This is a genomic window from Pedobacter sp., assembly GCF_965279535.1.
Classification (GTDB): Bacteria; Bacteroidota; Bacteroidia; order Sphingobacteriales; family Sphingobacteriaceae; genus Pedobacter.
In genome coordinates this window covers 4,455,408-4,468,273 of the sequence record NZ_OZ257244.1, presented here as the reverse complement: position 1 = coordinate 4,468,273, position 12,866 = coordinate 4,455,408, and the positions used below count along the sequence as shown (strand labels likewise).

The 12,866-nt window shown below is 38.2% G+C and carries 14 protein-coding genes; 7 read left to right on the top strand and 7 right to left on the bottom strand.

Features of this window, described 5'->3' with window-relative positions; all coding sequences use genetic code 11:
* The first annotated feature begins 48 nt into the window (after positions 1-48).
* The 6 genes from ACQY77_RS18420 (at position 49) to ACQY77_RS18395 (ending at position 3,667) form a co-directional block, all read left to right on the top strand.
* Complete coding sequence (locus tag ACQY77_RS18420; protein WP_421940839.1) at positions 49-591, top strand: DUF4199 domain-containing protein; 543 nt, start codon at positions 49-51, stop codon at positions 589-591.
* 169 nt (positions 592-760) lie between these two features.
* On the top strand, positions 761-1,258 hold the full coding sequence (locus ACQY77_RS18415) for a DinB family protein (protein WP_421940840.1): 498 nt from the start codon (positions 761-763) through the stop codon (positions 1,256-1,258).
* 37 nt (positions 1,259-1,295) lie between these two features.
* On the top strand, positions 1,296-1,826 hold the full coding sequence (locus tag ACQY77_RS18410) for a GNAT family N-acetyltransferase (protein ID WP_421940841.1): 531 nt from the start codon (positions 1,296-1,298) through the stop codon (positions 1,824-1,826).
* Positions 1,827-1,976: 150 nt separating this feature from the next.
* On the top strand, positions 1,977-2,189 hold the full coding sequence (locus tag ACQY77_RS18405; RefSeq protein ID WP_090888443.1) for an alkylphosphonate utilization protein: 213 nt from the start codon (positions 1,977-1,979) through the stop codon (positions 2,187-2,189).
* A gap of 83 nt (positions 2,190-2,272) precedes the next feature.
* A complete protein-coding gene (locus ACQY77_RS18400) occupies positions 2,273-2,671 on the top strand; it encodes an META domain-containing protein (RefSeq protein ID WP_421940842.1) in 399 nt (132 codons plus the stop codon).
* Positions 2,672-2,746: 75 nt separating this feature from the next.
* A complete protein-coding gene (locus tag ACQY77_RS18395) occupies positions 2,747-3,667 on the top strand; it encodes a YihY/virulence factor BrkB family protein (RefSeq protein ID WP_421940843.1) in 921 nt (306 codons plus the stop codon).
* A 65-nt stretch (positions 3,668-3,732) separates the two neighbouring features.
* On the opposite strand, the gene ACQY77_RS18390 is transcribed toward ACQY77_RS18395, so the two are convergent.
* From ACQY77_RS18390 to ACQY77_RS18360, 7 genes are all read right to left on the bottom strand, one after another.
* Positions 3,733-4,323, bottom strand: coding sequence for a porin family protein (locus tag ACQY77_RS18390; protein ID WP_421940844.1), 591 nt, complete (start codon positions 4,321-4,323; stop codon positions 3,733-3,735).
* Positions 4,324-4,348: 25 nt separating this feature from the next.
* Positions 4,349-4,645: a hypothetical protein gene (locus ACQY77_RS18385; protein WP_421940845.1), complete on the bottom strand. Its 297-nt coding sequence runs from the start codon at positions 4,643-4,645 to the stop codon at positions 4,349-4,351.
* A gap of 223 nt (positions 4,646-4,868) precedes the next feature.
* A complete protein-coding gene (locus tag ACQY77_RS18380; protein ID WP_421940846.1) occupies positions 4,869-5,333 on the bottom strand; it encodes a DUF4268 domain-containing protein in 465 nt (154 codons plus the stop codon).
* A 75-nt stretch (positions 5,334-5,408) separates the two neighbouring features.
* Complete coding sequence (locus tag ACQY77_RS18375; RefSeq protein ID WP_421940847.1) at positions 5,409-8,060, bottom strand: family 78 glycoside hydrolase catalytic domain; 2,652 nt, start codon at positions 8,058-8,060, stop codon at positions 5,409-5,411.
* 254 nt (positions 8,061-8,314) lie between these two features.
* Positions 8,315-8,905 (bottom strand): riboflavin synthase, encoded by a 591-nt coding sequence (locus tag ACQY77_RS18370; protein WP_421940848.1) that lies wholly within the window; start codon positions 8,903-8,905, stop codon positions 8,315-8,317.
* 25 nt (positions 8,906-8,930) lie between these two features.
* The gene (gene accC, locus ACQY77_RS18365; protein WP_421940849.1) at positions 8,931-10,445 is read right to left on the bottom strand and encodes an acetyl-CoA carboxylase biotin carboxylase subunit; all 1,515 of its coding nucleotides are present in this window, start codon (positions 10,443-10,445) and stop codon (positions 8,931-8,933) included.
* 122 nt (positions 10,446-10,567) lie between these two features.
* Positions 10,568-11,590, bottom strand: a complete 1,023-nt coding sequence (locus ACQY77_RS18360; protein ID WP_421940850.1) for a threonine aldolase family protein — start codon at positions 11,588-11,590, stop codon at positions 10,568-10,570.
* Between the two features lie 220 nt (positions 11,591-11,810).
* On the opposite strand from ACQY77_RS18360, the gene ACQY77_RS18355 reads away from it, so the two are divergent.
* On the top strand, positions 11,811-12,671 hold the full coding sequence (locus ACQY77_RS18355) for a BadF/BadG/BcrA/BcrD ATPase family protein (protein WP_421940851.1): 861 nt from the start codon (positions 11,811-11,813) through the stop codon (positions 12,669-12,671).
* The last annotated feature ends 195 nt before the right edge of the window (positions 12,672-12,866 follow it).

Here is a 12,866-nt window from a genome sequence, read left to right as displayed (position 1 = left end):
AGCATGAAAAGATTTATTTAGCAGAATTTTGAATCAAATATTTAAATCATGAAAAGAACAATAATTGTATTTGGGTTAATTGCAGGCTTTATTGTAACTGCGATTATGGTGGTTTCTATGGCCAGGTGTTATAGCGATCCGGATTTTCAGGGTAACATGGTTTTAGGCTATGCCTCTATGTTACTGGCGTTTTCCTTTATATTCATCGGCATTAAAAACTATCGTGATAAACATAATAATGGGATAATCTCCTTTGGTAAAGCCTTCAAGATTGGATTCTTCATCTGTCTGGTTGCCTCAACTGTTTATGTGGGGGTTTGGCTGATTGATTATTATCTGTTTATGCCCGATTTTATGGACAAGTATACTGCCCATGTACTTTCAGAGGCCAGAAGAGATGGACTCAGTGCAAAGGAAATAGCAGAAAAGGCACAAGAAATGCATAAATATCAGGAAATGTATAAAAATCCAATTTGGGTAATCTTACTTACCTACATGGAAATTATTCCTATTGGAGTAGTGGTTTCGCTCATTAGTGCCATAATTTTGAAGCAAAAACCAGATAATAATCTTGAAACACAACTGGCGTAAAAGCAAAGCGATTAGGCATTAGAGATCAAACGGTTATAGGCAAACTTACAAAACTGTACATCACCCAATTGACTTGTGGAGATTTATTTTTATTAAAACAATAAGCTTGAAAATTGCATTTTATTAGCAGTATATTCTTCAAATGATTATAAGCTTAAATGAAAATATCATGCTAGTTCAATCAATTCTGGGTGAATTTCTACATGAGGCAGAAAATACCCGTAAACTTTTAAAAGCCATTCCAGACAGTGCATTGGATTTCAAGCCCTCTCCTACTTCATGGACTACTGCAGAGCTTGCTTCGCATATTGCTGAAATTTATAACTGGTATACCGGAACTTTTCAAGCCAATGTTTTTGATATCAGCAAATATGAATATGATAATGTTGATCTCAGCAAAGCAGAAAATATTGTAGGAAAGTTTGAAAGGGCTTTTGAAAAAGCGAAAAAAAGTATCGAATCAGCTACAGATGAAAGCTTAACCGAGATGTGGACAATGGTAGGCAACGGAAAAACCTATATCCCTGAAATGCCCCGGATACAGGTAGTAAGGGGCTTTTTAATGAACCATGTTTACCATCACAGGGGGGAAATGATTATTTATTTGCGGTCAACAGGAAACAAAGTTCCGGGCTTATATGGCCCTACTTACGAGGAAAGTAACTAATATTGTAAGGCCAGCCAAAACTGGCTTTTTTAACCACATGAAAATTTTCGCCGAAACTGATCGCCTGATATTAAGAGAACTTTTGCCAGCTGATGCAGCAGGTATGTTTGAACTGGATTCAGATCCGGAGGTTCATCGGTATCTAGGTGGAAATCCGGTTACCTCCATAGCACAGAGCCTTTCAGACATAGCATTCATCCGCGATCAGTATCAAACAAATGGCATTGGCCGATGGGCGGTAGTTCAAAAATCGACAAACGAATTTATGGGTTGGGGAGGTTTGAAGTTAATTACCCAACCTGTTAATAACCACCTGAACTATTATGATGTCGGTTATCGTTTCATCAAGAGATTCTGGGGAAAGGGCTACGCCTCAGAAACAGCAAAAGCGAGTATAGATTATGGCTTTAACCAGCTAAACCAAACGTTTTTATATGCTATGGCAGATGCGGAAAACCAAACTTCTATCCATGTGCTGGAAAAAAGTGGTTTTAAAAGATCGGGAACATTTGATTACAAAGGCGTTCAGTCTTATTGGTTTGAGATAGAAAGAGAACCGGGCAGGTAAAAGGGTAGCTTGCGAAGGAATGGGAATAGACCGGATACTAAGCTATGGGCTTAGTTGCCCACCCTGCTTTTCTAAGTATAAATGGGTTGTTCTTTCCGGTAAAAACACAAAATTCTCTGATAAAATCTTAATTTCGCAAAAAATAACGACATGGAAACTAAAGACAGTAATGGCAACATTTTAAACGAGGGAGATTCGGTAACCGTAATTAAAACTTTAAAAGTAAAAGGAATGGCTGCTGATATTAAACAAGGTACCGCAGTAAAAAATATCCGTTTAACAGATGATCCCAAAGCGATTGAGGGAAAAGTAAACGGGACCGTAATTGTTTTGAAGACGGAATTTCTAAAGAAAAAGAACTAGAACTGATTTATTTAAGGTTAAAATATTGTTTAAATGGCCTATTGGATTAATTTTTGATAGCTAATCAACAAAATATCTACACCATGAAAAACTTAATCATCTTTGCCTTTATTCTTTGTTTATTCAGTTCATGTTTGGAGAAAATAGATCCGGCTAAATTAACAAACACGAAATGGGAATTGACAGAAATGCCGGGCACTACTCTTCCTGCTAATGCTAAAGCGACCTTAAACTTTGGCGATAGCTTAAGGGTAAGTGGAAAATCTTTCTGCAACAATTATGGAGGAAAGGCCGAAATTACAGGCAATAATGTAAGCTTGAAAAATCTATTTGGCACAAAAATGTTTTGCCAGGAAACTGCTACAGCTGAAAATGCTTATTTATCTGCTTTAAATCAGGTAAATGCAGCTAAGTTAAATGGAGGAAAACTGAAATTGATGAATGGAGATAAAACCTTGTTGGTTTTTAGCCAATCAAATTAACGATATTTAACATATCTGGAAAGTCCGATCAAACTATTTTTAGTATTTTCGGGCTTTTTAGTTTATTTAGAAGGGATGCTGTTAAAACTCAAAGCAGATTTAAAATTCTTTTTCTCTACCGGGAGAAAAGCCTTTATCTTATTTCAAAAAAATGACCCTTTAAGACTTGCCGGCGCCACTGCTTTTTTCACCAATTTTGCCCTTCCTCCCATTCTAATTATTCTTATCCGCCTGTTTGGGATGTTTACAGACCGACGGATGTTTGTTACACATCTGTTTGAAAGATTATCGAATATTCTAGATGAAGATAGTATCAAACAAATCAGGCTAACTTTGAGGAACATTAGAGGCATTGATCAGGCCTGGTATGTTACTTTATTTAGTTTTGTATTTTTCCTCTTTGTTGCAACCACACTTTTTAATGTAATCAAGAATTCTTTAGAGCAAATATGGAATATTGGCTACAAGCATAAAAAAGGGATTGTGAATACTTTAAAATCAAGGGCCATTTCTGTAACCATTATTCTTTTTGCGGGGATATTATTTTTTATCGGTTTATTGGCAGACAGTGTTCAGGCCTTTATTGGATCATATTTAAAGAACAATTCGCCATCATTTAACCTGGTGTTAACTTCAATTCTTAATCAAACCATATTTGTAATTATTGTAACAACCTGGTTTACCATGCTTTTTAGGTTTCTAACCAACGGCCGGCCAACCTGGAAAGCCGCTATTTCTGGTGGATTACTTACCGGATGTTTGTTTACTGCAGGCAAATACATTTTAAGAATCTTACTCCCCTTGAGTAATATCAGCAACATTTATGGTTCTGCAGGATCCATTATCGTTATTATGCTGTTTGTTTTTTACTCATCATTGATATTCTACTTTGGAGCATCATTTATCAAAGCATTGAGCGTGCAACGCGAAACACCGATTATACCTAAAAATGGGGCTTTTGCATATGAGCTCACCGAGGTTGGACTTCAGAAATAAATAAACTAAAAAGGGCAAATGAATCATCATTTGCCCTTTTTACTCCGTTGAAGTTTCTCAGAAAGCTATAAAATCCTATAACCTAAACCGATCGTAAATAAATTAAGCTTTGTACCCGGATAACCAGATTTGTTGATTTTTGATAATCCCAGTTCGTATCTGGCATCAATGCTAAGCTTTTTAATATCTAAGCCAGCACCAAATTGCCAGGCCACCGCCTGATCTTTAAAATCTGCTTTAAATACGTTACCCGCAGCTTGCCCAAAGCTCTGGTTTTCATCAAGAATGAAAGAAAACATTGGCCCGGTGTTAATTCTCGCTCCAATACCTACAGCACCAAATTTAGTTCCAACCAACAATGGCACATCTAAACTTGTAAAGCGGACGCTGTTTACCTCACCTGTAGCATCGCTAACAAGATTTGTTTTTTTCCCGGATACGTATAATTCCGGCTGAAAATGAAGTCCCGCTGCACCAATTCTTGCCCATAAGCCACCGTAGAAACCAGCACGGTTATCACTACTAAAAGTATTCTCGGTATTAAATTTAGAAAAGTTGGCTCCAGCTTTTAAACCCAGTTGAAAAGATGGAAGTACTTGCGCACTGGCAAAAAAGCAGGCGACTAAGCAGACAATTGTCAGCGTAAGAGATTTCATAATTAGGGATGATTAAATAAAGGTTTTAATTATTTGCATTATTAAATGCCTCTTGTTCTTTCAAGGCATCAACATTATTTTTGTCCCCAAAGTTCTGAGTTTTATTTGCAAAATCAGCTAAAATTCCAACAATTGTATCTAAGTTGTCGGCTAACCTTTGGTGGATATCTGGCAAATCTTTCTCTAACCGACTGTCTCCCAGCTCTATGTTATCAACTTCGATTTTACCAATTTTTTGAATAAGTGCCTGCTGAGAATTCTGTAAGTCTTCTAATTCACGCACAATCTTTTCCATTAATTCAAACTTCTTTAAAGTATTCATAGGTTCTTATTTTTAAGTTAATACTGTTTCAATAATAAACCGATAAGGCTTTATTTTGTTTGAAAAGACAAAAGCTTTAACACATATGACACGCGTTTTAAGGGGGAGATATTAGAGATATTAAAATAATTTTAGCAGGCCCTGATTATAAGAACAGGCTTTATGCATTTCTTTAACCTGTTGTTATACAGAAATTTCTGCGTTGCAGTAGGGTCAGGATATTTTATAAACTTAAATCTTCAAATACAGGCTTAACGTTATCCCAAAAATCATCCAAAGCAATAATGCGGGGTTTGAAAAAGGAAATTAAATCTGGCCAATGTTGCTGATTATAGATGTTTACGCCATTTAGAGTGGCAGATATCTGGCTTACGGTTTTGCCATAGTCGTCGGTAGTGTCAGCAATCCAATCCCAATCTTCTCCTAATGCATTTCGGAGCATAAGTTTAAATTCCTGGAACTGTTCCAGCACCAAATGCCTAATTCCTTTATCCGGGTGTGCCAATTGAATCATTATTGAAGCCTTTTTATTATCTACATCCATTTTAAAATAAATGTGTTTAACACCGGTTTTATAATTGATCCAGTTTACGGTAGTTCCACTCGCAGCGGGAACAGGTTTCATATATTGACCAAAGCTGATCCAGAATTGTTGCCTTAATCTTGCTGCTTCTTCTTTGCTGTACATGTCCGCCTGTTGATTTTAAGGCAAATTATTGATCAGATCATCAATAATTTGCCTCTTTTGCTGCAATATTAGCGATTAATATTTACTTTCAAAATGATAGTTTCCTGAACCTATTTCTTCTCTTTTATTGCTTTTTGGCAAAATAACCGTTGCTTTTGTATTGGCAGGAACAGTTATATCCAGTTTAAAAATCCCATCCGCCAAAGTCCAGGAAGATTTAACTTTACCATATACCGTTTCTAACTCTCCAGCAGCACTGGTTAATTTGCCGCCAGGTTTAGGGCTGATTAATATGTTCTTATAACCAGGCTGGTCTACAACGGGATTTATACCCACAATGTTTTTATACATCCAATCGCCAATGGCACCATACGCGTAGTGATTAAATGAGTTCATATCCGTAGTTTGAAAAGTGCCATCCTGTTTAATACCATCCCAACGTTCCCAAATGGTTGTTGCGCCTTGCTTTACAGGGAATAACCATGATGGATATCCTTCCTGTAACAATAAATCATATGCCACATCATCATGCCCAAATCTGCTTAGTACATGACATAGATAAGGCGTTCCTAAGAAACCTGTAGTTAAATGTGTTCCATAGTCCCTAACATTCTGCACCAATCGCTGTGCCGCCTGATCCCGCATCTTTTCTGGTAACATATCAAATTGCAGTGCTAAAACATAGGCTGTTTGTGTATTGGAAACCAGTTTTCCATTCGGTGTAACATATTCAACTAAATAAGCTGCTTTTATTTTATCAAGCAATTCTGCATATTGCTTTACCTCTTCTGTTTTACCTAAAACACGTGCAGCATTAATCAGAAGTTGGGTAGAATAGGCATAAAATGTTTGGGCAATCATGTATTTATCTGTCACAGCTGCACGTCCGTCATTATCATCATTTGGACGATAAAACAACCAATCTCCAAAATGGAATCCAGTGTTCCAAAGATTGTTTTGCGCCACCGAAGAGATATAATCTACCCATCTCTTCATGCTTCCATATTGATTTTCCAGAATTCCTTTATCACCATAAGCGATATACATATTCCATGGAATAATGGTAGCAACATCTGCCCATCCTGCAGAGCCTGCATCTCTTTGATTCAGTACATTCGGAACAACGAAAGGAACGCTCCCATTCGGCAACTGATCGGCACTCACATCTTTCATCCATTTGGTAAAGAAAGCAGCTACATCCATATTATATGCCGCAGTTGCTGCAAATGCCTGTGCATCACCTGTCCAGCCTAAGCGCTCATCTCTTTGTGGACAATCAGTAGGCACGTCAACAAAATTTCCTTTTTGCCCCCATTGGATATTATGTTGCAATTGATTTAATAAAGGATTGGATGTGATAAATGTTCCAGTAGGTTCCATGTGGGAGTAGACCGCCACTGCCGTTAAATCCTCTGCCTTAAGTTCTCCCGGATAGCCTTCTACTTTAACATACCTAAAACCCTGAAAAGTAAAATGAGGCTCGAATACTTCTTCAGCTGCTCCTTTCAGGATGTAAATGTTTTTTTGTTTTGCTGAGCGAAGGTTGGCAGTATAAAAATTACCGGCTTTATCTAAAACTTCGGCATGACTCAATATTATCCTGGCCCCAGCCTGCCCCTTTGCTTTCAAAACTACCCAACCCACCATGTTCTGACCAAAATCAACTACGGTTTCTCCTAAAGGCGTTTTAAAAATTTTCAATGGCTTTAATACCTCGTGCTTAGTTACCGGGGGGCCGCTCATGCCTACTAACTTTTCAGGTCCCTTTTCTAGTATCGATACTGGTCTCCATTCCGCTGATTCAGTAAAGCCTACCTGATCCCAGCCTGTCAATTCTTTCCGGGCATCATAAGTCTCTCCATCATAAATATTAGAGGACAAAATTGGCCCATTAGCTGTTTTCCAGGTTTCATCGCTATTGAAGATTTCTTTACTACCATCTATATAAACCACTTCTAACTGAAACAACAACGCCCGGGTGTCGCCATAGAAGTGTTTTTGATTGGAGAACCCAATTCTTCCTTTGTACCAGCCATCGCCCAATAATGCAGCAATTACGTTGTTGCCTTTGTGCAATGATTTGCTTAAATCATATACCTGATATTGGATATGATCTTTATAGCTGGTCCAGCCAGGTGTAAAGTAATCATTACTAACGCGAGCACCATTTGCATGTGCTTCATACAAGCCTTTCGCGGTAATATAGGCTGTTGCCGATTTAATACTTTTGCTTAGATTAATTTCTTTTCTAAAATACGGGCTGATTAAGGAAGTGTCTTTACCGCTTACTGTAATCCATTTTGCTTTCCAGTCATTCGCTTTTAATCCTGTGCGGAAATATTGAACTGGCGACCAATCAGATGCCTGGCCCTGATTGTCTTTAACCCTAACCTGCCAATAGTATTTGGTTTTGCTGGCTAATTCGGGACCACCGTAAGGAACTAAAACAGATTGACCATCGTCTTTTTTAAGGCTCCATAAAACATTAGCATTCAGTTTTTCTGAAGTACCCAATCTGATTTCATACCCGTTCTGGAGCGTATTCTTTCTGCTGGAAGTGATTTTCCAGCTAAACCGGGGTTTCGGATTATCAATACTAAAAGGATTTACTAAATGGTCAATAGTTAAATCTTTAACTGCAATTTGCTGCGCTGATCCTTGAATAAGGAAAGTAACAAATAGGGCAAAAGTAAGCGCTGTACTGTTGAGGTAGAGGGTTTTGTTCATAAGTGGTTAGGTTAAATGAGTATTCTTAACAGTGCTATAATCTGAAATATTATTCAGGCAACCATCCTGTACTGTTATGAGAAAATAAACGTAGTTCTAACGTGTAAAAATAGTTTTCACATGCTTTTCTCTGCAATCTCTATTAGTCTGTGGCTCATTTAAAGATAGGTTGTTTCTAGGATTCCAATCTTCGCAAAACCAACTCACAATCTCAGCTTTTCACTTTCAACTTTTTACTTTTCACTTTCAACTTTTTACTTTTTCCCGCCCATTAATCTCGCTACGTATTTACCAATGATATCAAATTCAAGATTGACTGTATCACCAACCTGAACTTCTTGTAAATTGGTATGTTCAAAAGTGTAAGGAATAATAAAAACTGAAAATTCATCGGGTTCAGAATTAACAACTGTTAAGCTGATTCCATTTACACAAGCAGATCCTTTTTCTACGGTTACATTACCCGCAGAACCATCATATTTAAAACGGTATTCCCAGCTGCCGTCTAATGCTTCCCGCTTTACACAAACAGCCGTTTGATCTACGTGACCTTGCACTATATGTCCGTCTAAACGGGCATTCATTTGCATACAACGTTCTAAATTTATTTTGCTACCAACCTTTAAATCTCCCAGATTCGTTTTATTCAATGTCTCATCTATAGCCGTAACCGTGTGTGTACTATCATCTAAAGCTACAACCGTAAGGCAAACCCCATTGTGGGCAACGCTCTGGTCTATCTTTAATTCGTGACTAATAGCCGATGATATCGTAAAATGAATGTTGGTATGGTCGTGCTTAATGGCCGTAATTTGACCAAGTGTTTCAATAATTCCGGTAAACATGTATTGCTGTATTTTTACGCTTGTATTAATATTTTTGTCTGTTTTTTTTCCAATTGGAGACACCATTTGTTGTTTGACTTACTCCAACCGCAGGTTTTTCCTTTTGAAATAATTGGGCAGCAATAACAGCAGCAATCAGCGCCTCTGTTTCATCTTCAGCCTTTAACGATTCGGGGCTAAAATATTTACCTACAAAATGGGTATCAAAATTTCCCGTTTTAAAGGCATCATGCTGCATGACAAATTTACCAAAGCCCAGCGTAGTTTCTATCCCAGTAATATCATATTCTTCAATTGCCCGCAACATTCTGCCAATCGCCTCTTCTCTATCTTTTCCGTAGGTGATGAGTTTAGCAATCATCGGATCGTAATATATAGGAATTTCCATTCCCTGTTCGAAACCATCATCTACCCTCACTCCGTTACCCTTGGGTGTTTTATAAGTTTTTAAGGTACCAATATCTGGCAGGAAATTATTTTTAGGATCTTCTGCATAAACACGGAGCTCAATTGCATGTCCATTGATCTTTAAATCTTCTTGTTTAAAGCTAAGTTTTTCTCCTGCAGCAACCCTAATTTGTTCTTTTACCAAATCAATTCCGGTAATAAGTTCGGTAACGGGATGCTCTACCTGCAAACGCGTATTCATTTCCAGGAAAAAGAAATCCAGGTTTTCATCGAGTATAAATTCGACAGTACCGGCACCTGTATAATTAACAGACCTGGCCACATCTACTGCACATTGACCCATTTTAGCTCTGATTTCTTCTGTTAGCACCGATGAGGGTGCCTCTTCTACCACTTTTTGATGGCGGCGCTGAACGGAACATTCCCTTTCAAACAAATGCACAATCTGGCCATGAGTGTCGCCCATAATCTGAATTTCGATATGCCTTGGAGAAGTTACGTATCGTTCGATAAAAACTGATCCGTCGCCAAATGCAGAAGTAGCCTCACTTACAGCCAATTGCATTTGCTCTTCAAATTCTTCAACACGTTCTACAATGCGCATGCCCTTCCCTCCACCTCCTGCTGCTGCTTTAATGAGGATTGGAAAACCTACTTCCACTGCTCTTTCTTTAGCTTCAGCTACATCTTTAACCGCTTCTTCAGTTCCAGGAACCATTGGAATCTGGTATTTCAAAGCCGCTGCTTTTGCAGAAAGTTTATTTCCCATTATCTCCATCGCCGCAGCAGAAGGTCCAATCAATATCAAACCAGCCTCGGCAACCATCCCGGCAAAAATGGCATTTTCCGAAAGGAAGCCATAGCCAGGATGAATAGCCTCTGCCCCTGTTTGCTTACAGGCCGCAATAATATTTTCACCTACCAGATAACTTTGACTGGAAGCCGCAGGGCCAATACAAATGGCTTCATCTGCATACCGTACGTGAAGCGCGTTCCGGTCTGCTTCTGAAAAAACAGCTACCGTCCGGATACCCATTTCTTTTGCCGAACGCATAATACGTAAAGCAATTTCTCCACGGTTGGCCACTAAAATTTTTGTAATTGGGAATGCTGGTTGAGAATTTTGAGACATGGTATTTCAGTTTTCAGTTCACAGTTTTCAGTTTTCAGTTTTCAGTTCACAGTTTTCAGTTTTCAGTTTTCAGTGGGCACAATTAAACAGTTCAACAATTAAGCAATTAAACACCCCAGCCCTTACAAATGTAATATTATTTCAATCGCACGATCTATCATTGCAGCACTAAGATCTAAATGGGTTACCAACCTTATTGTATTCGAACTGGTAGTATTGCAAAGCAATCCCTTTTCTTTAAGATGATGAACTATTTTTTGTGCCTGGCCGTCTGCTACTTCGAATACCACAATATTGGTTTCTACAGGCAATACTGATTTTACATATTTGGTTTGTGATAGCGCCTGGGCTAACGCTTTTGCATGAGCATGATCGTCTTTTAAACGGGTAACATGATTATCCAACGCATAAATCCCCGCAGCGGCCAAAAATCCAGCCTGACGCATGCCTCCACCAAAAGCCTTTCTAATTTTCCTGGCCTTACTAATGGTTTCTTTACTTCCCAACAAAACTGAGCCTACCGGTGCGCCCAGGCCTTTTGATAAACATACCGAGATTCCATCGAAGTATTGTCCATAATCGGCCGCCTTATCTCCCGTGGCTACCAGTGCATTGAAAATCCTTGCTCCATCGAGGTGGAGTTTTAAACCTTTTATATTGCATAAATGATGGATCGGTGCAATTTGAGCTAAAGTATAACAACTTCCCCCACCTTTATTAACTGTGTTTTCCAATACCACCAAACTGGAGTTGGGATAATGAATATTGTCTTCATTAATTTCGGGTTCAATCAATTCCGGTGTCAAAATACCACGTTCCCCATACAATAACCTCACTGAAGCTCCGGAGTGATAAGCAATCCCTCCAATTTCATACCGGTAAACATGGGCGGTTTGATCGCAGATGACCTCATCCATTGGTTGCGTAAAACACTTAATCCCGATTTGGTTGGTCATCGTTCCTGATGGGCAGAAAAGTCCGGCTTCCTTGTTAAAAGTAGCAGCCAGTTTTTTTTCTAGTGCATGTACAGTTTCGTCCTCACCAAAAACATCATCACCCACTTTTGCCATCATCATTGCTTCCAGCATTCCGGGACTTGGCTTGGTTACCGTATCACTTCTAAAATCTAAAATAGGGTTGTTCATCTGCTTATCGATTGTAAAATAATTTATAGGTTTAAAAAAAAGACTAATGCCTTTTCTGGTATAATTTTAAGGTTTTTAGGGGTGTTTAGCCCCATATATAGTGTATTTTTTACACACTTGGTTTTATAAGATAATAAATTGTTAAAAAATTATTAAAAAAAAAGATACAAAATATAAGAGTTTTTATACTTTTATCGTGCTAAAACCAAAAATAAATAAAATGATAGTAATTGCAGACGGTGGATCAACCAAAACAAATTGGTGCTTGATTAACGAGGCCGGCAGAAAAATTTACTTTAACACTGAAGGTTACAACCCGTATTTTTCCAAAACAGAATACATTGTAAAATCATTGAACGAAACTCTTCCAGACCACTTGGAAAGGGAAAAATTAACGGGTGTATATTATTACGGTGCCGGTTGTTCAACTCCAGCCAACAAGAAGATTGTTGCTGATGCAATGACTCAGGTATTCACCAATGCAGAGATTTTTGTTGGCCACGATCTATTGGCATCATGCAGAGCTTTATTAGGTAACGAGCCTGGTTTTGCTGCAATTTTGGGTACAGGAACCAATTCTTGCCTTTATGATGGAAATGATATTACCATGAACATCGATTCTTTAGGTTATTTCTTAGGTGATGAAGGTAGTGGTTCATTTATTGGAAAACGTATCCTAAGCGATTACATGAAAGGCTATATGCCCAAAGGCCTTAGAGAAGCTTTTTATGATAACTACGCCCTAACCAACGAAGATATCTTTGATAACATTTACAACAAGCCTCTACCCAATCGTTTCTGTGCAAGTTTCAGTAAATTTTTATACGATTTTAAAGATAATTATGAAGATTATGCCTTTGCAACGATTGATTATGCTTTTACAGCATTCTTCGAAGCTTTGGTTATTCACTATCCAAACTATAAAGATCACAAATTGAACTGTGTAGGTTCTGTAGGTTACAGCTTCCGCGATATCTTAAGTATTGTTGCCGACCGTTATGAAATGGGTGTTGGAAAAATTATCCGTTCACCTATAGATGATTTGGTTCATTACCATCTGGAGCTAGCGCCTAAAGGTTAGTTTTTTTACTCTGGAGTATTTAGTCCAGAAGCTTTATCTCAATATAACAACAAACCCCGATCTTATTCATCGGGGTTTGTTGCTTAATGATGAATTTGTTCGCGCCGTTGTGAAGGCGCCAATGCCACAATCTTTGCGCAATTATTTCTCCCAATCATATCAGATGAGATAAGTTAGCATGTCATGATCACTTTT

What these genes read in the sequence shown, in the direction of transcription:
- ACQY77_RS18420 (WP_421940839.1), top strand. Translation starts at nt 49, where the DNA reads ATGAAAAGAACAATAATTGTATTTGGGTTAATTGCAGGCTTTATTGTA.
- ACQY77_RS18415 (WP_421940840.1), top strand. Translation starts at nt 761, where the DNA reads ATGCTAGTTCAATCAATTCTGGGTGAATTTCTACATGAGGCAGAAAAT.
- ACQY77_RS18410 (WP_421940841.1), top strand. Translation starts at nt 1,296, where the DNA reads ATGAAAATTTTCGCCGAAACTGATCGCCTGATATTAAGAGAACTTTTG.
- ACQY77_RS18405 (WP_090888443.1), top strand. Translation starts at nt 1,977, where the DNA reads ATGGAAACTAAAGACAGTAATGGCAACATTTTAAACGAGGGAGATTCG.
- ACQY77_RS18400 (WP_421940842.1), top strand. Translation starts at nt 2,273, where the DNA reads ATGAAAAACTTAATCATCTTTGCCTTTATTCTTTGTTTATTCAGTTCA.
- ACQY77_RS18395 (WP_421940843.1), top strand. Translation starts at nt 2,747, where the DNA reads ATGCTGTTAAAACTCAAAGCAGATTTAAAATTCTTTTTCTCTACCGGG.
- ACQY77_RS18390 (WP_421940844.1), bottom strand. Translation starts at nt 4,323, where the DNA reads ATGAAATCTCTTACGCTGACAATTGTCTGCTTAGTCGCCTGCTTTTTT.
- ACQY77_RS18385 (WP_421940845.1), bottom strand. Translation starts at nt 4,645, where the DNA reads ATGAATACTTTAAAGAAGTTTGAATTAATGGAAAAGATTGTGCGTGAA.
- ACQY77_RS18380 (WP_421940846.1), bottom strand. Translation starts at nt 5,333, where the DNA reads ATGTACAGCAAAGAAGAAGCAGCAAGATTAAGGCAACAATTCTGGATC.
- ACQY77_RS18375 (WP_421940847.1), bottom strand. Translation starts at nt 8,060, where the DNA reads ATGAACAAAACCCTCTACCTCAACAGTACAGCGCTTACTTTTGCCCTA.
- ACQY77_RS18370 (WP_421940848.1), bottom strand. Translation starts at nt 8,905, where the DNA reads ATGTTTACCGGAATTATTGAAACACTTGGTCAAATTACGGCCATTAAG.
- accC (WP_421940849.1), bottom strand. Translation starts at nt 10,445, where the DNA reads ATGTCTCAAAATTCTCAACCAGCATTCCCAATTACAAAAATTTTAGTG.
- ACQY77_RS18360 (WP_421940850.1), bottom strand. Translation starts at nt 11,590, where the DNA reads ATGAACAACCCTATTTTAGATTTTAGAAGTGATACGGTAACCAAGCCA.
- ACQY77_RS18355 (WP_421940851.1), top strand. Translation starts at nt 11,811, where the DNA reads ATGATAGTAATTGCAGACGGTGGATCAACCAAAACAAATTGGTGCTTG.